General features: G+C 57.6%; 14 protein-coding genes and 1 tRNA gene. 10 read left to right on the top strand and 5 right to left on the bottom strand.

All coding sequences use genetic code 11. The features are described 5' to 3' along the window. Positions 1–137: 137 nt before the first annotated feature. Both Pan97_RS08210 and Pan97_RS08205 read right to left on the bottom strand, forming a co-directional pair. Positions 138–1,454 carry a bactofilin family protein gene (locus Pan97_RS08210; RefSeq protein WP_144971616.1) on the bottom strand — a complete coding sequence of 439 codons (1,317 nt, stop codon included), beginning with the start codon at positions 1,452–1,454 and terminating at the stop codon, positions 138–140. 110 nt (positions 1,455–1,564) lie between these two features. Continuing rightward, on the bottom strand, positions 1,565–3,121 hold the full coding sequence (locus Pan97_RS08205) for a UxaA family hydrolase (protein WP_144971615.1): 1,557 nt from the start codon (positions 3,119–3,121) through the stop codon (positions 1,565–1,567). A 147-nt stretch (positions 3,122–3,268) separates the two neighbouring features. Between Pan97_RS08205 and Pan97_RS08200 the strand changes: the two genes are divergently transcribed. The 8 genes from Pan97_RS08200 (at position 3,269) to Pan97_RS08165 (ending at position 17,899) form a co-directional block, all read left to right on the top strand. Further along, on the top strand, positions 3,269–4,354 hold the full coding sequence (locus Pan97_RS08200; protein WP_144971614.1) for a leucine-rich repeat domain-containing protein: 1,086 nt from the start codon (positions 3,269–3,271) through the stop codon (positions 4,352–4,354). Positions 4,355–4,572: 218 nt separating this feature from the next. Beyond that, positions 4,573–5,967, top strand: a complete 1,395-nt coding sequence (locus Pan97_RS08195) for a leucine-rich repeat domain-containing protein (RefSeq protein WP_144971613.1) — start codon at positions 4,573–4,575, stop codon at positions 5,965–5,967. A gap of 223 nt (positions 5,968–6,190) precedes the next feature. After that, positions 6,191–10,051 carry a hypothetical protein gene (locus Pan97_RS08190; RefSeq protein WP_144971612.1) on the top strand — a complete coding sequence of 1,287 codons (3,861 nt, stop codon included), beginning with the start codon at positions 6,191–6,193 and terminating at the stop codon, positions 10,049–10,051. Between the two features lie 108 nt (positions 10,052–10,159). After that, positions 10,160–11,797, top strand: a complete 1,638-nt coding sequence (gene nadB / locus Pan97_RS08185) for an L-aspartate oxidase (RefSeq protein WP_241676372.1) — start codon at positions 10,160–10,162, stop codon at positions 11,795–11,797. 187 nt (positions 11,798–11,984) lie between these two features. Next, complete coding sequence (locus Pan97_RS08180) at positions 11,985–12,776, top strand: ABC transporter ATP-binding protein (protein WP_144971611.1); 792 nt, start codon at positions 11,985–11,987, stop codon at positions 12,774–12,776. Between the two features lie 63 nt (positions 12,777–12,839). Further along, a complete protein-coding gene (locus tag Pan97_RS08175) occupies positions 12,840–15,809 on the top strand; it encodes a Gldg family protein (protein ID WP_144971610.1) in 2,970 nt (989 codons plus the stop codon). A gap of 62 nt (positions 15,810–15,871) precedes the next feature. After that, entirely contained in the window at positions 15,872–17,647 is a 1,776-nt protein-coding gene (locus tag Pan97_RS08170) for a DUF4340 domain-containing protein (RefSeq protein ID WP_144971609.1), read from the top strand. A gap of 178 nt (positions 17,648–17,825) precedes the next feature. Beyond that, positions 17,826–17,899: transfer RNA gene (locus Pan97_RS08165), tRNA-Arg, on the top strand. Here the strand turns inward: Pan97_RS08165 and Pan97_RS08160 are convergent. From Pan97_RS08160 to Pan97_RS08150, 3 genes are read right to left on the bottom strand one after another with little or no spacing between them, the layout of a single operon-like run. Then, positions 17,861–19,504: a recombinase family protein gene (locus tag Pan97_RS08160; protein ID WP_144978221.1), complete on the bottom strand. Its 1,644-nt coding sequence runs from the start codon at positions 19,502–19,504 to the stop codon at positions 17,861–17,863. The two genes, Pan97_RS08165 and Pan97_RS08160, sit on opposite strands and share 39 nt — an antisense overlap. Beyond that, a complete protein-coding gene (locus Pan97_RS08155) occupies positions 19,479–20,846 on the bottom strand; it encodes a hypothetical protein (RefSeq protein ID WP_144971608.1) in 1,368 nt (455 codons plus the stop codon). The genes Pan97_RS08160 and Pan97_RS08155 overlap by 26 nt, the downstream gene beginning before the upstream one ends. Positions 20,847–20,870: 24 nt before the next feature. Beyond that, positions 20,871–21,068, bottom strand: coding sequence for a hypothetical protein (locus Pan97_RS08150; RefSeq protein ID WP_144971607.1), 198 nt, complete (start codon positions 21,066–21,068; stop codon positions 20,871–20,873). Between the two features lie 580 nt (positions 21,069–21,648). Between Pan97_RS08150 and Pan97_RS08145 the strand changes: the two genes are divergently transcribed. Together Pan97_RS08145 and Pan97_RS08140 are read left to right on the top strand one after the other, a co-directional pair. Next, the gene (locus tag Pan97_RS08145) at positions 21,649–23,607 is read left to right on the top strand and encodes a recombinase family protein (RefSeq protein WP_144971606.1); all 1,959 of its coding nucleotides are present in this window, start codon (positions 21,649–21,651) and stop codon (positions 23,605–23,607) included. A gap of 96 nt (positions 23,608–23,703) precedes the next feature. After that, on the top strand, positions 23,704–23,883 hold the full coding sequence (locus Pan97_RS08140; RefSeq protein WP_144971605.1) for a hypothetical protein: 180 nt from the start codon (positions 23,704–23,706) through the stop codon (positions 23,881–23,883). Positions 23,884–24,054 lie beyond the last annotated feature (171 nt).

The raw sequence follows: 24,054 nt of genomic DNA, 5'->3' as shown, positions 1-24,054 counted from the left end.
AGAGCTATCTCTGGGTCGGCGACGCCGACAAGCGGCTCATGTATGGACGTTGCCGATGATTGAGACAACCCATCTTGTTCGTGCCTTTTGCATTAGCCGCCTGTGGCCTGCGGCCACCCATCCCACTGAATGGAACGTTACGCCGTCTTCGCCGCCGGCTTGGCTTTTTCGGCTGACGAGCCGAACAGGCCTCGCATCATCCAGACGAAAATCCCGCCGAACGCGAACAGAATCGCCACGACGATCACTCCTACGTGCAAATAGGGAACGCACGTCAGTACGACGTAGAAGACGAGCCCGAACGCCAGCGCCAAGATCAACCGCCCACGCGACGTGATGGGGTGATCGGAAAAGACGATGCGTCCCAGGGTAATGCTGGTGACGGCGGCAGCCCCGAAGACGAAGAAATACCCCAGGCTGCCCACATACAGCACCATCCCAAACACCGCGATCAATGCTCCGGCAACCGCTAACCCATCGAGCGTCAGCCAGCCAAACGCCATGGGGACCAACAGGATCAACCCCGCAACCACCCCCAAGGCAATGATCGAAAGAGGCACCGCCAGCACGCCTGCCAAAAAGCTGACGATCGGACGCTGCACGATTTGATCGACCGCTCCGCCGCAAGTGGCAGGACAGCACACGACCATCAAAATGCCCATCACCAGCAACGTGACGTAACGTTTCAGCTGATTCCAGAAGTAGTCGGTCTTATCTTGGGGATCTCGCGGGGCAGGCTTCTCAGGCTCGATCCATTCGATCGGCCCGGTCACTTTGGCCCCGTCGTCGATCGTGACCTCGGTGGGGGAATGATAGGTCAGCTTGCCGCCGATGGTCGCATCTTCGTGAATCGTCAGCCCAGGCGACACCATGGGAATTACGACCAGCTTCATATCTTGCCAATATTGATTAGGTGGAGGTCCTTGCTGGTGATTCGAGTCGGTTGTGATGCTCAACTCGCGACCGATCTTGCCGGAAACTTCGGCGCGATTCACTGCGGCCCAGACATCTTCCTGAATGGTTCCCCCGAGCATTGCTTGAAAGCCGGCGTAGATCAGATCGCCATCGATCGTGGCTCCCTTGTCGATTTCCAAAGAGTAGCAAGCGGCAACCAGGTCTCGCTTCATTTCGGTACCAGAAGCGACCTTGGCGGCCTGACAGGCAATACGGCTGGAACGGCCATACGTCCCCTCGAGCAAGATCTCTTGAGCCGCCGCGATCACGCCCCCTTCGACGGTACCGGAGATGTGCAGCCGCTGGGCATAAACGACCAGGTCTCCCTTGATGGTCCCTTCGACCGTGGCCGACTGAGCGAAGATGTAGACGTCTCCGTCCCAGGTTTCGTCGGAGGCAATGGTCACTTCCTGGCCGGACAGGAACTCAGCCGCGAGTGCGGAATCGACCAAGGCAAAGGATAAGACGCCAGCGAGAATCAAGAATAGAATGCTGCGCACGGACCGGCTCTCCGAAGATCAAAGGGGTGAAAGCAAGAGGATGAAATGAGCGGAGTCTTCTTCGCATAGTAAATGAGGCCGACGGCGAATGCAAAGATTGCTGCCTGGCGTTAAAGGGTCGGCCCGACCAGCCACGGGACGAATTCCTCGTCGCCGATCCCCTGCTGCTCGCTCTTGGTCTTCTTGCCGCTGGCCACTTCCAGGATCTCGTCGAAGATCCGCTCGCCAGCCGAAACGATCGATTCCCCTTCCAGCACGGTCCCGGCGTTCACGTCCATGTCGGCGCTCATTCGCTCGTACATCGGGGTGTTGGTGGCGATCTTGATCGAAGGGGTTGGCTTGCAGCCGAAACAGCTCCCCCGCCCTGTCGTGAAGCAAACGACGTTCGCCCCGCCTGCGACCATGCCGGTGACGCTCGCCGGATCGTAGCCAGGCGTATCCATGAAGACCAACCCTTTGGCCGTGACCGGCTCGGCATAGCGGTAGACGTCGACCAGGGCGGTGCTGCCCGCCTTGGCCACGGCGCCGAGTGACTTCTCGGCGATGGTGGTCAGCCCGCCGGCCTTATTGCCTGGGGAAGGATTGTTGTCCAGCTGCGCGCCAAACATGGCGACATAGTTCTTCCACCAGTCGATCCGCTCGATCAGCTTCGCGGCGACTTCCGGAGAAACGGCCCGCCGCGTCAGCAAATGCTCGGCGCCGTACACCTCGGAGGTTTCACTCAGGATCGCCGTTCCGCCGCACGCCACGATACGGTCGCTGGCGATGCCTAGCGCAGGATTGGCCGTCACACCCGAGTTGCCGTCACTACCGCCGCACTCGAGACCAACCGAAAGATGCCGCGCCGAGACGGTCTGCCGCTCGATGGCATTCACCTGGGGAAGCATCTGGGCGACCTGAGCGATCCCCGCTTCAACGGTCTTTAGCGTGCCTCCTTCGTCTTGCATCGAAAGGACGAGTGGCCCCGGCCCGTTGGGTCCGCTTACGCCTTCAATCTGAATGAGGTTCTGCTGCTGAAGCAGATATCCCATCGCACCGGTCTCGCAGCCCAGCCCCACCAGTAGAAAGCCGCCGACGTTGGGGTGATTGGCGATGCCGGCCATCAAGCGGTTCAGCGTATGATGCGCGTCGCTACCGAACTGCATGCCGCAGCCCGCTTCGTGCTTCATCGCAATGACGCCGTCGACGTTGGGGTACTTGGCAAGTTCCTCCGCAGGAAACCGCTGGGCGATGAACTTGGCGACGCTCGCCGAACAGTTCACCGTGCTGATCACGGCCAGGTAATTTCGCGTCCCGACTTTGTCGTTGCCACGGACGTATCCCTGGAACGTCTTATCTTCGATCGGCGTCGGAGGCTCTGGGATTTGAGAACACGGGGCATAGTCGGCATGGACTTCGACCATGGCCAGGTTGTGGGAATGGACGTGCTCCCCCGGGGCGATATCGGCGGTGGCCTGGCCGATGATCTGGCCGTACTTATAGACCGACGCTCCCTTGGCAATGGAGATGACGGCGATCTTATGACCGGCTGGTATCGAATCTGCGGCTGAAAACTCCCCTTCCGGGCATTTCAGGGAGGTCCCGGCCGAAATGGGTACTCGGGCGACAGCCACGTTGTCGAAAGAGTCCAGCATGACGAGTGATCGGGAAATTTTCTCGTCAAGCATGCCAGTTACCCTATAATTAGCTTTCATAACCAATGCGTTTGGGGCCGGTCCCGAAACGCTCTTTCATCCACGCTCGAATCGTATCGAATTCGCTGCCGGGTGAAAATCCTCCGCCACCGAGCCTACCCTCTCGTCAAGGAACCCTCGATGAACCTTTGGCCGAACGCTTCTCGTAAGTTCATCCTGGCGTTATCCCTGGCAGTGCTGACGATCGGCGTTTCTTCCACCCGAGCCGATGATCGGGATTACGAGTCTCCCGAGATCCGTAAAGCCATCCAAATGCTGGAAAAGAACGGGGCTCACGTTCAATTCTATCAGAACTACGACGATCAAACTTCCTACTACGTCAACCTTTACGCGACCAAGGCCAACCCCGAAAATCTGCAGGCCCTGTTGGTTCTGCCCAAGATCGAACGTCTTTGGCTGGGAGCTAATTTTGAGTTGAGCCCGCTGACCTGGAACACGATCACGCAGTTGGGCGAGCTTCAGCATTTGCACGTGTTCGGCAGCCCAACCGATGCCGATCTGATGCAGATCGCCCAACTGTCGAATCTCATTTCGCTGCAATTGGGGGGCAACAACTTTTCGCCGGCCGGCCTGTGGTATCTGGAAGAGCTGACGCAGTTGGAACAGTTGACGCTGAAAATCGACGGAAACTGTGAGCCGTACTTCGCTTACCTCGCCCGGTTGCCGAACCTGAATCAGCTTTCGATCTACGATCCCAACTCGAAGGACGTCTCGCTGAAAGGGATCGAGAACTTCCCAGCACTGCGAACGTTGTCGGTTAATTTCGGGCACATTCCTGGTAGTGCCCTCAAGACGATTCCGCAGATTGCCACCCTCAAGGCGCTCACGCTGACCAATGTTTCGTTCAGTGCGAACGACATGGAGATCTTCCGTAAGCTCAAGCAGTTAGAGCACTTGAATCTTCACCACTGCGAATTCCCATCCGACAACTTCACGGCCCTATCGGGGCTGGAAAATGTCCAGCACATGACCATTTCGCATTCCAATTTGATCGATGACGCGATGACGACGCTCGGTAGCCTGCCGTCGCTCAATTATCTGTATCTCAACCTGACCCCCATCACCGACACCGGTCTAAAGAATCTGAAAGACGCCAAGGGATTGGAAACGCTTCATTTGCGAAGCACGGACGTGACTCAAGAGGGAGTCGATTGGCTCTCGGCGGAACTTCCCAATCTTCGCGTTATTGCCCCGCTCAACAATTGAGCGAATGATTCCTGAGTGACATTCACTTTAACGGTTGGGGAATTCGCGTTACGACGTGTTGAAATATGCGGGTTCCGCGAAATCTGCCGATTAAGTGGCTTCCTATATTGAAACTTCCCCGCTCCTGGCGTTCAATGATCAATACGTCAGGGGTAAGCATGGACGGATCGATTCGGGAGTCGCAGCGGCGAGTTTCCCGACCATCAGGAGGGTAATCAATGCGGCGCGGGGCATTCTCACTATTTATTGTCGCGACAGTTCTGACCACCGTTAGCAGTTTACCTGCCCAGGCCCCTGTTGCTTTCCCACCGGTGCCCATTGATGTCGGCGGGCCGATGGACCCGGAAGTCGAACGCATTGTTGCCACGCTGGAACAAAGCGGCTGTTTGTTCGGCTATGGTGCTTCCCTTTCCGACGAAATCGTCAACTGGCCTGAATACGGCTGCATCCGTGTGGATGGGGCTAAAATGCAAGACGACCACTGGGAATTGCTTCTGCAGCTTCCCTCGGTGAAACTTCTTTCCCTGCACAACACGCCACCAGCAGGCAACGTGCGAAATTGTTTGCGACAGATGTCGCAGCTGGCCGAGCTTCAGCTGCATAACAGTCTCGATGACGGCGGCATGTCGACCATCGCCGAACTGCCCGGCCTGCAAGCGATTCGCATTGCCGAAACGAAGATCTCGGACCACGGCATCTGGTACCTCGAAGAGTTGCAAAACCTGAAGCACGTCGAGCTTGAGCAGTTACCGGTAACCAACCAGAGCTTCCACTACCTGAAGCAGCTGCCTCGGCTCAGTACCCTGACCGTCACCGAAGCCGACCTGAGTGGGCCTTGGTATCTGAAGAACGAAGACTTCCCGAGTCTCGGTAAATTGTCCCTCCAAGGGGAGAAGATCACCGACGAGGTGGCCCAACAGGTTTCGCAGATGCAGAGTCTGGTCGAAGTTCACTTCGATCGGACCAACCTCACCATGAGCGGGCTGGCACAACTGGCAGGCATGCCGAACATCGAGCAGATTTCAGCCAAGAATTCGACCTTGGAAGATGCCCCGTGCCCGATGGCGCGACCTGCGGCCAAGCTTCAATCACTGGACCTCAGCAGCACCAGGGCCGGGGATCAGTTCCTTGGCTCGGTGACCAACTTCCCCTGCCTGGCCGAGTTGGACCTATCAGGCGCGAAAGTTACCGACGCTGGCGTCTCGAACTTGCGCTGCTTGAAGTCGCTCGAAACGCTAAGGCTCAACGACACGCAGATCACCAGCAGCGGACTGGAATCGATCCAAAGTCTTCCGAGTCTTCGCGAGATCCACTTGCACGGGACGAAACTCAACGGCGACGTCCTCGACCACCTGACCGCCGTGAAGACGCTGGAATGGATCGACCTGAGCAATACCAACGTCAGTGGTGAGAAGCTCTCGAAGCTGGCCGAGCTGCCAAACTTGCGTGGGGTGGCTTTGTTCAACACACCGATCAACGCCAGTGACCTCCCTTACCTGCGAAAGCTTTCGCACGTGGACGAAGTCTACGTCGACGGGAGCCAGCTGACGGTCGCCGAGCAGCAGCAGCTTCGCGAATTCTACGCGACCGCGAAGACACGATTGTCGCGATAACCGTGAACTGTGGTCTCGAAACGTGCTTTTCGAGCCCTTTTTGGACGCAATGGGTACCATACGAGCCTCACCCGCCAATGTAGGGGGCTTGGCCAGCAGGTTTTTGACCGAAATCCCCTGCGGTTTGTTAATCGTCTCCTATAATAGGTAAGGTCCTACTTTTCCGCATCTGCGCGCGCTGCGAGCCCGGGCAAACTCATTTCAGGCAATCGCCAACGATCCTATGTCGACTGACGCTTCATCCAGCATGTCCCCGACCAAGACCGTTCCAGCCCAATCGGTTGGCACCGACTCGATCCGTCGGAAGATCAATCGCACCCGCCGTAGCGTCAAACTGGCCGAGTTGGTTGCCGGTATCCTGTTGTTTGCCGCCGGTTCGCTGCTATTTCTCTTGACGCTTGCCGTCATCGATCACTGGATCGTCGGTCTGAACTTCGCGGCTCGCTTGATGGCGTTTTTGGTCTACGTGGTCGCGGCAGTCGGCTTTTTGTGGATTTATGTCGCCCCCCTGCTCATTCATTCGATCAATCCGCTTTACGCGGCCAAGATGATCGAGCAAGGCCAACCGAAACTAAAGAACAGTTTGCTCAACTTTCTTTTCCTGAGCAAAAACCACCAGGGCACGCACAAGGCGATTCTCGATGCGGTCGAAACCCAGGCCGCTTCCGACATCTCGTCGCTGTCGCTGGAACACCTGGTCGATTACACGAAGGCGATTCGCATTGGTTACGTCTTGGCGGGGCTCGCCGTTTTGTTCGGCTTGTACACCATGCTTTCGCCGAAGAACCCCCTGCAAACCGCGGCTCGAATCGCGATGCCATGGAACGACATCGCCCGGCCTTCGCGGGTCAAGATTGTCGACGTACAGCCTGGCGACGTAAGCATCTACCAGGGGCAGGAAGTCGAGGTCGTCGTCAAGTTGTATGATGCCAGCGAAGGAGACCGGTTGGAGGTCATCTACTCCACCAAAGATGGCCAGATCGTCGATCAGGCCATTCCCCTTCAGCCAGGCAAAGAAGGCTTTGATTATCGCGCCACGTTGAGCACGTCCGACTCAGGCATTCAGCAAGACCTGACCTACCGCATCGAAGCCGGCGACGCTGCCACGCGTGACTTCGAGGTCACCACGCTGGAAGCACCATCGATCGACGTGGCGTCTGTGCGTTACGACTTCCCGTCGTACACGCAGGAAGCATCGTGGGAACAACAAGGGGATGGCCACATCCGGGCCCTGGAAGGGACGATGGTCACCATTCGCGCGGTCAGCAATCGCCCCATTCAAAAGGCCTACATCGAGTTCGACCCGGTCGCCGATTCCCCCATCGTCTCGCTCAACACGATTCCCTTGCAGGTCAATTCGGAAGAGCCAATCAAAGCCTCGGTCCGCTTCCCCTTGGAAATGAACGACGCCGGGAGCGCCGGCAAGTTCCGCTCGTACCAGATCCGCTTCCGCACCGACGACGGCGTGCTCAACCCGCATCCGGTTCTGTACCACATCGACGTCGTGCGGGATCTGCCGCCCGAGATCGAATACCTGGAACCGACCGCTTCGGAAGTGGAATTGCCCGCCAACCGCAGTCTCGATGTTCGCCTGCGTGCGATCGATCCCGACTACGGCATCCGGCAAATGCGTGTCAGCGGTACCATCAGCCAGGAAGGTGGACCAAGGCTGCAAAAGACGATCGAAGCTTCACTCCTCGACCAACCCAAGTCCGGCCAGGTAATCGAGTCGTGGAAGCTCGTTCCCAAACAGCACAAGCTGGAAGTTGGCGATATCGTCAAGCTGATCGGCGTGGCGGAAGATACACGAACCGACTTCGCTGGCAATCTGAAGCCGAATGTCGCCCAGACCAACCCACGCACGATCCGCATCGTCGAGCCGATCGCCGGAGATCAGCAAGGCAAGTCGGAAGAAGAAGGTTCGACCGACGACCAAGGTGAGCAGTCGGACGACAAGAGCGAATCGAACGACTCCGGCGAGCAAGGAGACCAGCAAGGCAAGGGCTCAGAGTCAGGCGACTCCGGCGATATGTCGGAAGGGGAAAAAGGAAACGAAGAGAACCAAAGCGAAGGCAACTCCGGCGGCGATTCCAACCAGGAAGGGATGAAGGGACAATCCGACAAACCTCAAGAAGGCGAAAACAACGGCGAGTCGGAAGACCAGCAGTCGGGCCAAGGAAGCGGAAGCTCGTCGAAGAAGGAACAAGGGGATAAGAACCAAGAGCCCCAACAAGGCAAAGGTTCCGAGCCCCAGGAAGGCGAGCAGCAGTCAGGCGAACCTCAAGAGGGTGATCCCCAGTCGGGCGAAGGAGGCATGGGCCAATCGCAGCAAGAAGGTGGAGACCAAGAGTCGCAGTCTCAATCCAACGGCGGCAAAGGGGGGGAAGCCTCGCAGGCCTCGGACAATCAGCAGCGCGAGCAGAACCAATCGGACCAAACAGGCCAGCCCAATGGCAGCGGCACCGGCAAAGCAGGCGATCCGAACAAGGGTGGCGAGTTGCAACAAGGAGACGCTTCGACCCAGCCCAACGAGAACTCGACCGTCGAGCGTCAGCAAGAGCCGGTCGCTTCCGATGGTTCGCAAGATGGCGATGCCTTCGAACGGATTCAGGAATACCTGAAAGAGAAGGATATGCAACAAGGCCAGCAGCTTGCACCGGAGAAGAGCAACCCACAAAACGCCGAGCAACCAAGCGAAACGGAAGGTTCCAGCACAGGGCAAAAGCCGGAAGAGGGAATGCAGGACGGCGCCAGTAGTGGTAGTCAGAAGAATCCGGCCGATTCGCAAGGAGAAAAGAGCGAAGGTCAGAAGAACCAAGGCCAGGCAGGCAAGCAAGGTTCCCAGGAGCAATCGACCGGCGAGCAAGAAGGTTCGCAGCCCAATGAAGGTGGCGCCGACAACGGGATGAAGCCTGAAAACTCCGTCGGAGGCGAGAACGCGACCGGCGAGCAGAAACAAGAAGGTGAGCCCGGCAGCAACGATAAGAACGACGGCATGTCGTCGGAGCGGAACACGCAGAACGACGAACAAGGCGCCAGCGACAATAAGGGAGGCGCCAAGCAAGAGGACCAAGAGGCTAACCCGTCGAACGACTCGGAACGTTCCGGCGACACCGGCAAGGGAGACAACACGAACTCCGGAGCTGGCTCGAAAGCGAATGAAGGGGATAAGGGAAGCCCCGAGTCGAGCGAGAAGCCCAACAAGCAGGGCGAAAACAACATGAAGCCGGACGATCGCGGCAGCGACGAGCAAGGCGATCAACCGAAGTCCCCTTCCAACAGCGACAAGCAGTCTAACAGCAAGGGAGAAACCCGCGGCGATCAAAGTGGCGGGGGTGGATCAGGCGGGGGACAATCGGCCAAACAGGCCGGTAACGATAGCGCCGGTAGCACCAGCGCTGCCGACCAAGGGGCAGGTGCCGCCAACCAACAAGGCGAAGGAGAAACCGGCCAAGAAGGAGGCGACGGTCCCCAAGCCAATCAGCAAACCGGTTCCAGCGGCGAGCAAAAGGGGGACGGCTCAAGCCAGACCAATTCGCCTGCCGGTCAAGAAGCAGGCATGCAAGGTGCCGAGTCCGAAAAAGGTCCCAGTGATTCTCAACAGTCCAGCGATCCGCAGCAAAGTGGACGGGGGCCCGGCAATTCGGCCATTCCTCAAGGAGGCGGCCTGGAAGGTAACAACGCGCCGCAGAACTACGATGGTCCTCGTGTCGAGCCAGGCGAAGATGCCGCCAACTTGGAATACGCCAAGCAGGCGACCGACATGGTCCTGGACGAACTGAAGCACCAGGATTCGCCGGATCAGGAAATGCTCGACGAGTTGGGCTGGACGAAAGAGGACTTTGCCCGGTTCGTTCAGCGCTGGCAACAAATGAAACAGGCCGCCAGCAGTGAAGATACCCAGGCCCAGCAAGACCTCAACAACGCCCTGCGAAGCCTGGGGCTTTCACGCGGCACGGACACGACTCGGCGCGTCGAATCGCGCGATGCTGCGGCCGGTGGTTCCAGCGATACGCAGCGCGGCAGCCCTCCGCCGTCGTTCATGGAACAATACCGGGCCTATCTCAAGGGGGCTTCTCAATAAAGGCCCTGTTAGGGCAAAATAGAGAATCGCTTTCGTTTTCAACTCGCCGAGCATATTTCGCAGGGATTCGTCTTTCGGTTTGCCCAAGCAGGCCGCGTCCTCCCTGCCATGCACGATACAAACATCGTCAGCCGCATGGCACCTCATGTCCCTCGATACCTCGTTCCCTTCCATCCCAAAAGCGTCTCGCACTACTTTACGGACGTTCTGATTATTGGCGGCGGGATCGCCGGTCTGCGTGCCGCTTTGGAGGTCGATCCGACGCTTTCGGCGCTGATCCTATCGAAAGAACAGATCCAGGAATCGAACAGCAACTACGCCCAGGGTGGCATCGCTGGCGTCCTGGACGACGAAGACCGCTACGAAGACCACGTAGCCGATACGATCACCGCCGGCGGTAGTCTGTGCGATAAGGACGTCGTCGACCTGGTCGTCCACGAAGGACCCGAGTGTATCCGCGAGTTGATTCGCTGGGGCACCGAGTTCGATCGAGTCGACGGACGACTGGCCCTCACGCGCGAAGGGGGCCACGGTCGCGACCGCATCGTTCATGCGCTGGGAGATGCCACCGGCAAAGAGGTCATCCGATCGATCGTCGAGATGGTCCGCTCGCGCCGCAACATTCAAATCTGGCAGAACGAGTTCACCCAGGATCTGATCGTGCATGACGGGATCTGCCGCGGGGCGCTCGCTTCCGATGAAAAGCACGGTCGAACGCTGATCTGGGCCAAGCATACGATCCTGGCTTCCGGCGGCGTCGGTCAGATTTATCGCGAATCGACCAACCCTGGCGTCGCCACGGGGGACGGCATCGCGATGGCACTACGCGCCGGTGCCGAGCTGCGTGACATGGAGTTCATGCAGTTCCATCCGACCGTCCTGTACATCGCCGGTAGTAGCCGTAGCTTGATCACCGAAGCGGTTCGCGGCGAAGGAGGGCACCTGGTCGATCGCAATGGCTACCGTTTCATGAAAGACTACGACCCGCGCGGCGAGTTGGCCCCTCGCGACGTCGTTTCCCAGGCGATCGTCTCTCAAATGGAACTGACCAAGCACCCCAACGTCTACCTCAAGCTCGATCACCTGGACGCCGATTTCGTCCGCAACCGCTTCCCAAGCATCTACGCCAGCTGCAAGAAGTTCGGCATCGATATCACCTCCGATCGCATTCCGGTTCGGCCGGGTGCCCACTACATGATCGGCGGTATCTCGGTCGATACGAACGGGGCGACCACGATTCCCAACCTTTGGGCGGCAGGGGAAGTCACCAGCAGTGGGCTGCATGGGGCGAATCGACTGGCATCGAACAGTTTGCTGGAAGGTCTCGTATACGGTAAGAGGGCCGGTCGCAATGCGTCCCAGGGGGCACTTGCGATGCCGGACCGCTTCGAGGCGATCAACCTGCAGCATCCCGTCGCCGAGCCAAGCGAACCGCTCGACTTGAGCGACATTCGCAACTCGCTGAAAAGCCTGATGTGGCGAAACGTCGGGGTCCGCCGTGATGCCCGCGGGCTGGAGGATGCCATCGATACGATCGAGGCGTGGTGCCGGTACGTCCTGCCCCAGCAGTTCGACCACCCCAGCGGCTGGGAACTGCAGAACATGCTGATCGTGGCCCAAGTCATGGCCCGGGCAGCCTTCTTGCGAGAGGAATCGCGAGGCGTTCACTTACGAATGGATTATCCCCAGACCGACAACGCCAACTGGAACCATCACCTTCCGCTACGGTTGTCAGACCTTCCGTAAGGACTTTTCACCCATCCTACTCCTGTCGGGATGAACTCGAACTTCGGCAAGTCTTAACTAGACCGGAGTTTATGTCATCCATCGCTTGCGTTACACTACGTGTTTTGATCCTGGTCAGCGGGGTGCCCCATCTTCACGGCGGCCCCCTCCCCTGCCCTTTCGGATAGCCTGAGAAAAACGAACTGCTATGGTTGATCACAACGCCGATCTGCCGATGATCGAAGCCGACCGGCTTTCCAAATTCTACGGAATCTTTGCCGCCTCCCGAGAAATCAGCTTCAAGGTCCACCGAGGTGAAGTGGTTGCCTTTCTCGGCCCCAACGGGGCCGGCAAAAGCACGACGATGAAACTGCTCACCGGGTACCTTTCGCCCAGCGAAGGGGTTGCCCGCATCGCCGGTTACAACATGGCCACCCAGCGTCTGCAAGGGTCGTCGATGCTGGGATACCTGCCGGAAAACGGTCCGCTCTATCCCGATGCAACGCCGCATAGTCTGCTGTGGTTCATCGGCGAAGCTCGCGGCATGAGCCCGGCCAAGCGTACCGAGCGAATCGACGCGGTGGTCGACCTGTGCAATCTGCACACGGTGCTGCACAAGCCGATCTCGAAGCTCTCCAAGGGTTACAAGCAGCGTGTCGGCATGGCTCAGGCCATTTTGCACGAGCCAGAAGTGCTCATCCTGGACGAACCGACCTCGGGGCTCGATCCGAATCAAATTCGCGGCGTGCGCGACATGATCCGCCGCTTGGGCCAAGAGAAGACGATTCTCCTTTCCACTCACATCTTCCAGGAAGTCGACGCACTGGCGACCCGGGCCATTGTGATCAACGAAGGTCGACTCATCTACGACGGTAGCGTCGATGGAATGAAGCAGCCCGGCGAAACGCTGGACGACGCTTTCTATCGGATGACCAAAGGGGTGAATGCGTTGACCGAACCTGCCAGCGAAGAGACGGTTGCGGCAGACCAGAGCGACTAAACATCTTCGGCTCCCACGATCCAAGACCTTATACCTTTCGCAGCTACATCACGGTAATCAACGATGTCCGCCGATTTCTATTTCAAACTACTCACGCTAGTTCTGTTCGATTTAATGTTCATGCTGGCGTTCTTTATCTTGCTGATCCCGCTATCGGTAGCCAAGAAGGCTTCGTACGCGGTGATGAAGCGGAACTTCAAGTCGTACTTCAGCAACCCGACTGGGTACGTCTTTCTGGCGATCTTCGTTTTGTTGACCTCGATGGCCGCGTTCTGGCCGCACGAGTTCTTCAACGCGAACCTGGCGAATCTCAACGAGCTTAACTCCCAGATCACGCTCATCATGCTGATCTTCATTCCGACGATCACCATGGGTTTGTGGGCCGACGAAAAGCGACTGGGAACGGACGAACTGCTGTTGACCTTGCCGGCCACCGACTTCGATATCGTGATCGGGAAGTACCTGGCTGCGGTGTCGGTGTTCAGCGTTTCCCTCGTCTTCTCGCAGCTTTGCAATTTCCTGGTGCTCGATGCCCTGTCGCTCGGTTCGCTCGACGCTGGTCTCTTCATCACCACCTACATCGGTTACTGGTTCATCGGCCTGACGATGATCGCGTTGGGGATGGTCGCTTCGTTCATGACCAACAACCTGACCCTCGGCTTCGTGCTGGGTATTCTGGTCAACGCACCGTTCGTGCTGCTGCAATACTCGGACGCCTTCGTCACGCAAAACGAATGGGTTGGCTTCCTCAGCGAAGCGAGCATGGGGAAACAATTCGCCGACTTTGGGCGCGGGGTGATCTCCATCAGTTCGCTGGCCTACTTCCTGATGATGACGATCGTCGGCATCTATCTGGCGATGGTCTTGATCGGCAGACGACACTGGCTCGGCGGTAAAGATGGCGAGTCCCTCCTGGGGCATTACCTGGTCCGCTCGACCTGTCTGCTGGCGATCGCTTTTGCTGGCACGCTTTTCTTCGTGATGAATGACGTCCGCTGGGACTATACCGAGAACGGCACCAGCAGCCTGCTTCCTCAGACCAAGCAGTTGGTTCGCAACCTCTCGACCGACCAGCCGGTTCGCATCGAAGCATTCGTTAGCGGCAGCGTTCCCAAAAATTACGCCCAGACCAAGCTCGACCTGATCAGCTATCTCAACGAGTTCCGTGCCCTGAGCGGCTCGAAGATCAACGTGGTGATTCATGACGGCCTGGAACCCTTCAGCGAAACGGCCGACATCGCTCGCGAGACGTATGGCATTGAGCCGCGCGAGTTGATCTCACAGGAGCGTGGGGCCTTGGCACAGGAAGAAGTCATTCTGGGTGCCGCGGTTCAGCGCGGCCTGGAAAAGGTGGTGATTCCCTTCTTCGATAACGGCGTGCCGGTCGAGTACGAATTGATTCGTTCCATCGGCACCGTTTCGGAAAAGAAACGCAAACGCCTGGGCGTTCTGGCGACCGACGCTCAGCTGTTTGGTGGCATTCAGCAAAACCCCCTGGGCGGTTATCAGAACATTCCCCCGCAGCAGATCATCACCGAATTAGAGAAACAGTACGATGTGATTGAAGTCGACGCGACTTCCGCGATCGATCCCAGTTCGTACGACGTGCTGCTCGCCGTGCAGCCATCCAGCTTGTCGCAACCGGCGATGAAGAACTTCCTTGACGCGATCAAGGCCGGCGTTCCAACGGCCATCTTCGACGACCCGGCTCCCACCTTAATGGGACAAGCCACCCCGATCGGACAGGACAAACGAAATCCATTCCCTGGGCGACGTCCGCCGGAACAAAAGGGGGACATACGTCAGCTGTGGGACCTGCTGCATATTTCCATGCCAGGCAAGCAGCTCCCGACCGATCGTTACTATCAGCCTTACGTGGTGTGGCAAGACTACAACCCGGAAGTTCGCCTGCGAAACCTGGGCGCGATTACCAAGGAATATGTATTCGCTGACCGCTTCACGCCGGGTGCCCCGGAATACGAAGCACTCAACAACACCGTCGACGTGACGCAGGACCTTCGTCAGATGCTGTTCCTCTACGCAGGGGCGATCAAGAAACAGCCTGGCTACCCGAAGACCATGACCTTCACGCCGCTGGTCACCACGGGGACCAAGATCGGAACGATCACGCTGCAAGACTTAAGCGGCGCCCGTCAGGATCAGCAGCGAATTGAAGCCAAGCGACAACCGGTTTACGGCCCCAGCGGTGGTGCCCCGGATCCGTTCGTCCTGGCGGCCTTGATCCAAGGAACGCCTCCTTCGGTTGCCGCGAATGCCGCCCAGGCGGAAACGCCAGCCGACGCTGAAACGAAGGATGGCGAAGAAGAGAAAGAAGCCGAAAGCAAGAAGCCAGAAAAATCGGATGGCGCGATCAATGTGGCGATGGTCGGGGATATTGACCTATTGCATTCGGTCTTCGTGCAACTTCGTGCTCAGAGTGCCGACAGCTCGGAAATGCAGATCGACAACACCAACTTCTTGTTGAACCTGATCGATAAGCTGGCTGGCGATGACGAGTACATCCCGATCCGCAGCCGCAGCGAACCGATCGCTCGCTTGGGCTTGATGGAACGTTTGACTGAATCAGCCAAGACCGAAGGGGACCTGGCCCTGCGTGAAGCCGCCTTGAATGCCCAGGCCCAGCAAGAGCAGTTGGAGAAGGAACTTCAAAAGCCGCTGGAAGATCTGAACATGAAGATCAACACGCTCAATGCCCGGGCCAACCAAGGTGGCGAGATTCGCCCCGAAGATTTGCGTGAAGTCCAGGCCCTGCAACTGGAACTGGCTCAGCGTCAAGCGGACGTTCAAAACAAACAGCGTGCGGCCGTGCAGAAGATTGAAGCCAATCTCCAGCGCGAACAAGAACGCATCACGCGCGAACTGAATCGCAAGATTCTGTACTACCAGAACCAGGTCAAAACATTGGCCGTGGCTCTGCCCCCCATCCCGCCGATCGTCATCGGAATCGTGGTCTTCGTGCTTCGACGCTTGAAGGAACGCGAGGGATTGTCGAAAGACCGAATCATCAAGTAGTTCCCTACTGATCCTCATAGATTCACGAAGATTTTTTAGCACTAGTTGCAAAGCATTTCGTCATGAGTGAAGCCGTTAAAACATTGATCTTTCTGGCCGTGGCCGTCGTCATGGGAGGCCTGGCCTACGTCTCGCGTCCCGCACCGGCAACCAGTGCTCCGGAAGAGGAAGTCAATCAGCCTCTGTTCCCTGAGTTCACCGATCCACTGCAAGCCGAGTCGATGCAGATTACGCGTTTCGACTCCGAGCGTGGTCAGATCCGTCGTTTCGAGGTCGCCAACACCAGTGAAGGTTGGCAGATCAAGACCAAGGGGGATTACCCTGCCAACGCCACGCAGCACATGACCCAGGCCGCCAACAGCCTAGTCGACCTGAAAGTACTGCGGATCGTCAGCGACCTGCCTGGCCAGCAAGCGGAATACGGTGTCGTCGAACCGAACGCCAACGCGATCTCGGCCGCCGACGAAGGGGTCGGGCAGATGGTGACCATCGAAGACAAAAGCGACAAAACCCTGGCTAACCTGATTGTTGGCGCCGCTGACAAAGAAGACCCCCAGCTGCGTTACGTCCGCGTCCCAGGTCGCGACCGCATCTACCTGGTTCGCCTGGACCCAACCGTCTTCTCGACCGAGTTTTCCGACTGGATCGACAAAGATCTGCTGCAGCTCAATCCGTTCGATGTAACTTCCTTGCGATTCCGCAACTACACCATGCAAGTTGCCAACAACCGCATCGAAGCGCTGCCGCAAATGGATGCCACGGTGGCTTTCGACGCGGAACGAAGCAGTTGGAGCCTACTCAGCCTGAAGGAAGCATCGCCAGGCAATCAAACTCAACTGGCCGATGCCCAGTTGCCTGCCGGAGAAAAGCTGAACACTGAAAAGCTCGACGAGATTCGCAACTCGCTGGATGACCTGACGATCGTTGACGTGTACCGCAAGCCTGAGCAACTCGCCGAAGTTCTCAAGCAAGGGGAAGGGCTCAAAGGCCTCAAGCAAGATGACCTTCCCACCCTGGTTGCCAACGGCTTCTTCCCTCACTTGATGCCAGGCGAAGCGGAGCCACAACTGGTGGGCCTCAACGGCGAACTGGTCATCGAAACCCAGGACGCGATTCGCTACCGACTTTTGTTCGGGCTCGAAAAGCTCGGGGGAGACAACAAGGACCAGAAGCAGCAGTTCCTGTTCGTTCAAACCGAGCTGGTCGATGAAATGCTTCCCCCGCCGATGCTGCAAGAGGTTCCCGAAATCAAGGAAGGGGAAGACCAAGACATCGAAGCCCAAGCCAAGGCTCGGGAAAAGATCTTGCAAGCGAACGACGCCGCGATGACCGCGTATCGCGAAAAGAAGAACGCGGCTACGCGAAAGATCTACGAACTGAATACCCGCTTCGCCGACTGGTACTACGTCGTCAAAGCGGAAGACGTCGCGAAGATTCTGCTCACGCGCGGTGAACTGGGTGTTCCGATCAATCAGCCCACCAACCAGCCGAGCGGCGTCCCTGGCCGCGTCTTCCCAGGCGGCCCCGGCACAGGCATGATGCGGCCACCAGCCGCCCAGCAGCCAATGGCTCAGCCCATGCCCCAACCAGAAGCCACGGATAGGCCGGCCGAGGACGAACCAGCTGACAAGACGCCCATGAACGAGAAGCCAGCCGGCGAGGAAACTTCTAAAGAGGCCCCACCTGCCAAGGAAGAGCCTGCCGAAACGGAAAGCGAGCCCATGAAATCAGCCGAAGCAACAGCCGACCCGGCCCCAGAAGAGAAACCGGCCGAAACCGAAGATACTCCGGACGCAACAGCCGAAAGCGACAAGCCAGCGGAAGAATCTTCCGAGTAGGACGGTGAAAGTTTGGCAAAGACCCTCCCAAACGCGATCCTTTTTGTTCCGGTTGTGTCGTTTCGATAAGGCCAGCCTGATATCCTGCGACGTGATTGGCCCGTTTCCACAACAGTTCGACTTGGCGTTCGCGTCACATCAGCTAGAATCTAGGAAACTTGGTCACTGCCAAGCCTTTGCGCCCATAGCTCAGCCGGATAGAGCAGCGGTCTTCTAAACCGCAGGTCGCAGGTTCGAATCCTGCTGGGCGTGCCTTCCGTCCTGGTTACGCAACTTCGCAGAGCGATAGTCGCGTAGCTCGACGGACAAGGGCGTGGGGCGGCGGCCCCACGCTTGAATGTTCATTTCACCTTGCTTCTGACCCTTTTCGAAATTGAGGTGAATCTCCTTCACAAGCAACCGAACTGCGTACTGTCGTTCTTCAAAATCCAACTCCTCCCAAATCTCGTCGAAGTGCTCAAATGCCTCTCGAATTTCGTCGAGCGAGAGGTTTTGGTCCCGACGATCGCGGATCTGGAGCGTCAAGTCTGTGATCTGCGACTTCAGGATTTGTTGCTGATGTTCCAGTTCGGTCAGGCGGGATTTGATCGCGCTGATCCCTGCTAATTCGGGGTCGGCGAGGCGGTCGACGAGTGTCATCGATTCCCGCTCCGCCGTGGCCAGTTGTTTTGAGAGTTCGGCCCGCTCGGATTCAAACTGACCGACGCCCTCGCGAGAAGCTGCATCTGCTGCTTTCAAGACGGCTTCCAGATGTTTCGGCTCATGCGCGAGTTGCCGGAAGTACTGAATAAAGGCGTCGTCGATCATCGTGGCGCGCAAGTCCGCACTTGGACAGGCTTCCGCGTCTCGCCGCGATTTTGACGTGCATTTGTAGTAGTAGTAGCGCTGAATCGTTCCGTCCTTTTGTTTCTTGTTTACGAAACTTGACGTGCATGCGCCGCCACAGAATCCACAGCGAAGCAGCCCCAGCAGTAGAGTCTCCTGTTGGCGTTGATCGCCCCGACGTGGCTTATCTTTTTTGGCGGCCATCAACTCCTGGACCTGCAGAAATTTCTCTTCTGGAATAATTCCGTCGTGCGCGCCGTTGTACTCAACACCGTCAAAGCGAACCTTGCCGATGTAGGTGATATTGCTCAGCATTCGTTGGATATCGGCGCGGGTGAACTTGCGAGGCTTGAACTCGCGCCCATTCTTGCACTGGACGTGCTTGGTGCGATAGCCCTTAAGATTGGCCCAGCGTGCCGTCTTGGCGATCGAGGCCAGTTCCAGGTACTTGTCGAAGATCGCTTCGACGATCTTTACTTCATCACGGTTTACGACAATCGTCTTGTCTACCACGTCGTAACCAAGAATCGGTCGCCCGCCGCTCCAGCGGCCTAGTCGCGCCTGCTCGGCCATTTTTTCGTAGGTTCGTTCCGCAATCATTTCTCGCTCGAACTGAGCGAAAAGCATCAGCAAGTCACGGAAGAACCGCCCCATCGGCGTTGACGTATCGATCTTCTGCGTTACCGAAACCAAAGCCACGTCATGCTGATCGAGCAACTCGTTGACTCGACACCAGTCATGCATGGAACGCGAAAGACGGTCGAGCTTTGTCACGTAGACCGCGTCGAACTCATCGAGCTTGCCCATCATCTTGCGAAGTTCGTCACGCTCCAAGTTTGCCGAACTGGCTACTTCCTTGAAAACCTGAAATACGGTGTAGCCTTCCGCCTCGGCCGCACGGCGCAACCGCGATTCCTGATCCTCCAGTGAGCTGTAGTCGCCACGGTTTTGATCAAACGTGCTGACACGACAGTAGAGTACGGCTCTGGGCCGCTTCTGGTGCTTTTCAGTCTTCGGTTTCCTCTTCGCCATCTTCGTGCCTTTCGTTTAGCAGGCTGCCCAATCCTTCGCTAGCTGCGATGTCTTCGATTTTTCCCTTGATGTTTTGGAGAGTCGTTTGCCGCCATCGACGATGGAACTTCGTGGGATCTACTCCGGTTATCTCGGCGGCCCTTCGATAATCACCGCGTGCATCCATCATCGCCTGTAGCCTTTCGGCGTCCCGTGGCTTCAACCGTGGCAGGACGGCCCCCATAATGTCCCAGTCTTCATTGAAAATGGCCTGTTCACTGGGGTTGGTTGTTTCTTCATCTTCCTGGTTGTCAGGCGAAACGCGTCGGCCGGTAGGAGGCCGACGCGGACGCCTCGATCGACGTTCCCGCTGTTCTTCGGCTCGGGCGCGCCGGCGTCTTCGTCGAAACCTGCCAAGCAAATCAATGTATTGATGCAGCCGTTCGGTTCGGGCTTCGAGGTCCGCTTCCGGCACGCCAGCTACGTGGGCGAAAGCAAAGTCGTTGACCAGTTCGGCAAACAGCGGACCGCATCCGAAAAGAAGTCCGATATTGATGTCTCTTAAAGCACGGCTTCCCCCATAGCGTAGTTCGAGGAGGGCCTCTTCCTCGGGTGTAAAGGTTTGTTCGTCACGAGGGGAATCGAGGCGTCTGAATATCAATGCTCGTGCCACGTTGCCATTGAACTGACTCGCCAATCGGATTGTGGCGGCCAGGACGTCCTTAAAAACTCGACGCCGCTGTCGAGTAGGCACGCGAAGGTCCAGACTGCCGAAGTTCTCTGACCAGTGGTTCATGATACGTCGGCGGATGTTCGATATAAGCACTTCTTGCCTGCCTGTGCCTGCCTGCACGAGATCGTCGTAGAGTACACGAGCGAGATTTGACATGTCGGGATCTTCAAACACGTCCGGCAAGTCACGTAATGATGAGTGGGCGTCCCAGAAGATCTTGGCGAGCGAATCCTGCGGTGGCTCAACGCCAGTCGTGACGACGCGGAAGTCTCCTGCCTGGTTCACGGCTAAATCGCGTGACAATGGTATCCGCGTGTGCTCGTAGAGAGTTTCGCCGCGAATATCACTCTCCGACCATTCTTCGACAATCAAGTGGCGTCGATTACCTCGGTACTCCAAGCACGGTACGAGGAGTCTGCAGAGGGAAATAACGACAGACATCTCTGGTTGCTGACGCCCGTACAGTTCGAGAAGGGAGGCCGCTAGATCCAAGCCCAAGAGGTTCAACGGGTGAATAATCTGCGGCGTGGGAGCTTCCCCATCGGCGACCGTGTAGAAGACAAAATCGCGTGTCCCAGAAGGATGGACTTGGATCATTAGCCGAAAGTCGTCCTCGTTCAAGTCTGACATTTGCCAACCTCTCAACCCTTCAAGTTAGGTGCCTATGTCTCCGTCCTGCGACTGAGCAGTCTTGCTGTGACGCGATGGTGGATCGCGAACGAACAATTCCGCCGTCAATTTTTCGACACAACCGCCGGTTGCAATGTCTGCCCCGCTGAAACACCTCTGTTTCACGGAGCAGATCGATGCCCCAATCGCCTCGCTCTCTTTCCACACCAAACACCGAGCCATGCAAGCTCCCTCCACGCGAGAAAAACGGCGGTTTTCCACTTGCAATGGGCGATTCGCGACCCGATCCGAAAGTCCTCACGCCGGCTGAGCGGATGTCGGAATTCGGACGGCTAATACTGCGCGCCATCGAGCGTCGCAACAGCCGAAACTAACCCGTATTTTAGTCCGGACACATCAAAAACGCAACAATATCTGATTGCAAGTATGGCTCTCGCACTGCCCGTCAGAAGAACGACACAAGTCGCTTCATATCATGTGGTTACAGCTAAATTCGGAGCAAAAACGCGGCATATATACATGAAGGACACGGCTTAGCTCTTGTAAGCCGCCGACTTTCCGCTTGGCCGCGCCTCACGCGTCGTTTTCGACGCACTCTTTCCGGTGCCGCAACTTTTTTTCGACGCATGAAGCCGTGCAATGTCTGCCTGCTCTGGAGACGTCTTCATCCGTTACTGAAATCGACTCGACAGTCGACGGTCCCAACTCGGAAGACCGGCGAAGGTCGGACGCAGGATCGCCGTGCGCTGTCGAGTCCACCGTTTGACTTTCATGCGGGAACAGTCCCGTAAGGAGAATAGACATGCTTGCCATGGTCTTGAGTTTGGCCCTCGTGATCTACACGAGGTTTTCCAGCGACTTGCAATCCAACAAGTCGTGCAAGGATCAGGAGCGCGAAGTCCGCGAAGCGCTCACGCGAATGGGGATCGACCACTCCAAGGCGATCGTCATCTACGACGAAGCCGAAAGTGGGACCAAGGTGTTTCGCGATGACTTCAAGCGGTTGCAAGCGATGATGGAAAGCGGCCAGATCGGTATCCTGGCCGTGGATGATCAGTCGCGTTTGAGCCGGGCGGACAACACGTTCGCGTTCATTACCGATCTGGTCTACATGGGTGGACGTTTTATCGCGACCGGCGAAGGAATCGACACCGAGCAAACCGGCTGGGAGTTGCGAGTGAAGGTGATGGAGCTACATAACTCCACCACCATTCGTGAACTTGGCCGCCGTGTTCGCCGCGGGCAGCTTGGTCGCATCCTCGGTCAACTTTCTGCCGGCGATTACTGTTACGGCTATGAGTCCTATCTGCTGAATCCGGAGAAGGCCGCCGAGAGCCGGGGCCCGAAACCGGAACGTGGACTTCGCATCAAAGAATCCGAAGCGAAGTGGGTTCGCAAGATCTTTGAGTGGTTCAACAAAGGGCGTTCCATTTCCTGGATCGCAGAAGAACTGAACCGCCAGAATGCGCCGCGGGGACATCGCCGTCGCTCCAATCGTTGGCGTCCCCGTCACGTCCGCAAGATCCTGGAAAACGAGAAGTACATCATCAAATGGCGTTGGGGGACGACCCGCACCATCCGTAACTCCCAGGGCAAAAAGAAGCAAATCCCTGTGCCCGAAGAGTTGCAGGTTGTCGTCGAGCGTCCAGAGCTGCGGATCATCGAGGACGACGTTTGGGACGCGGCCCAAAAAGGTCTGGCCGACCTCAAGGAGTTATACGGCAAAAAGCCGGGACAGAAGCACCGTGGGCCCAAGGTCCATCATACGGCGATCTATCCCAACGGTTTGCTGGCCGGCATGGTGTTTTGCAGCAAGTGCGGTTCCCGCATGTGGCAGCAGGCGAGCGGCAAACGGCTGTATCTGGGCTGCCATAATCGCGGCGCGGACGACTATTGCTGCGAACTGACTACGCGCGTGCCCGTTGAGAAGGCGGAGGAAGCCGTGCTGGAGTTTCTCGCCAAGCTGCTAACGTCGTGGCCTGAGTGGCTTGATGAGGCGCTGGCCGCCATGCGTCAACAGATCGAAGAGGTCACCCAGCGCGTTCCCGAAGAAGTCGCCCATGATGAGCGGCGCCTACGGGACGTCGAATCCCAAGTCGCCAATCTCGTTGATGCCTTGGCCGAAGGCCGCGTCCAGAGCCAAGCGGTCCGTGACCGTCTCGACGAAGCGGAGCGTGAAGCAAAACGACTTCGCAAGAAGATCGAAGATGCCCGCAAACTGCTCTCCGCACCGGTGGAAATGCCGGATGACAAGTGGATTCAGCAGCAACTCGATGGTCTGGCGTCGGTGATCCGCGAAGGTGGCTACGAAGCCTCGCTGTTGCTGCGGAAGATCGTCGGCCGCATCGAAGCCGATCAGGTGATTCCGCCTGGCAAATCGCGCGGGTACGCCCGCCTGCGCTTTCGCGTCCTCGCCTGGGAAGCCTTGAAAGCGATCCTGTCGTCAGCGGACTCCGGCGACGCTCTGGACGCGTTGTTGGCGAACTGCGTCAACGACGAATCCTCGGAGGAGTTTGTCATCGACCTGGGCGGCCCCACCTTGATGGACCATTGGGCCCCGAAGATCGCTGAGATGCGGGCCGAGGGAACCAAATGGACGGAGATCGTTGAGATCACCGGCCTGGACCTCAACCGTGCGTACCGCGCGTGGAAGCGTTTCGTCGATGCCCAGCAGACCGGCGACGATCCTGGAGACGACTCGCCGTCGGAGTCTGACGACGAGCAGTCGGACGGATCGGCCGACTCAGACGAGGCGGCGTAGCCCTTCGTAACGCCGAACAACGAAGCTCGGCACAATTCAACTGTTACCCCCAAAGGCCCGGCATTTTGCTGGGCCTTCTTTTTTGGAGTTGAGTCAATGGAGAAACCGTATCGAGAACTCGCACGACTGGTCGGCCGCGTGCTGGCGAAGCGCTGGTTGAACAAGAACGCCAAACAAGGAGTGCGGTCCGACTCGCAATCGAAACCGCCCAACGCCGATACCCGCGACGAACCTCATGCCGACTCGTCCGAAGTCGGCAGCAACGCACCAGTGTGACGATGTTCATGACCAATGCGGAGCTAAATCCAAGGCCAAAACGCGTCACTATACATGAAGGGATCGCTTAGCTCTGGCTGGGTTGATCGTCTTTCTGAATTTATCAATCGCGAAGAAGAAAGGAGAATCACTTGTCGTACGTTGTACTCGCTTTTGTTTCCGTGGCCCTGC

This window comes from Bremerella volcania (assembly GCF_007748115.1).
In the GTDB taxonomy this organism is placed as follows: domain Bacteria; phylum Planctomycetota; class Planctomycetia; order Pirellulales; family Pirellulaceae; genus Bremerella; species Bremerella volcania.
The sequence above is the reverse complement of the archived record's forward strand: the minus strand, read 5'-3'. Positions and strand labels throughout refer to the sequence as shown.

Coding starts and splice junctions, on each gene's coding strand:
- Pan97_RS08190 (WP_144971612.1), top strand. CDS start 6,191: ATGTCGACTGACGCTTCATCCAGCATGTCCCCGACCAAGACCGTTCCA.
- Pan97_RS08150 (WP_144971607.1), bottom strand. CDS start 21,068: ATGGCTCGGTGTTTGGTGTGGAAAGAGAGCGAGGCGATTGGGGCATCG.
- Pan97_RS08175 (WP_144971610.1), top strand. CDS start 12,840: ATGTCCGCCGATTTCTATTTCAAACTACTCACGCTAGTTCTGTTCGAT.
- Pan97_RS08170 (WP_144971609.1), top strand. CDS start 15,872: ATGAGTGAAGCCGTTAAAACATTGATCTTTCTGGCCGTGGCCGTCGTC.
- Pan97_RS08145 (WP_144971606.1), top strand. CDS start 21,649: ATGCTTGCCATGGTCTTGAGTTTGGCCCTCGTGATCTACACGAGGTTT.
- Pan97_RS08195 (WP_144971613.1), top strand. CDS start 4,573: ATGCGGCGCGGGGCATTCTCACTATTTATTGTCGCGACAGTTCTGACC.
- Pan97_RS08155 (WP_144971608.1), bottom strand. CDS start 20,846: ATGTCAGACTTGAACGAGGACGACTTTCGGCTAATGATCCAAGTCCAT.
- Pan97_RS08160 (WP_144978221.1), bottom strand. CDS start 19,504: ATGGCGAAGAGGAAACCGAAGACTGAAAAGCACCAGAAGCGGCCCAGA.
- nadB (WP_241676372.1), top strand. CDS start 10,160: ATGCACGATACAAACATCGTCAGCCGCATGGCACCTCATGTCCCTCGA.
- Pan97_RS08200 (WP_144971614.1), top strand. CDS start 3,269: ATGAACCTTTGGCCGAACGCTTCTCGTAAGTTCATCCTGGCGTTATCC.
- Pan97_RS08180 (WP_144971611.1), top strand. CDS start 11,985: ATGGTTGATCACAACGCCGATCTGCCGATGATCGAAGCCGACCGGCTT.
- Pan97_RS08205 (WP_144971615.1), bottom strand. CDS start 3,121: ATGCTTGACGAGAAAATTTCCCGATCACTCGTCATGCTGGACTCTTTC.
- Pan97_RS08140 (WP_144971605.1), top strand. CDS start 23,704: ATGGAGAAACCGTATCGAGAACTCGCACGACTGGTCGGCCGCGTGCTG.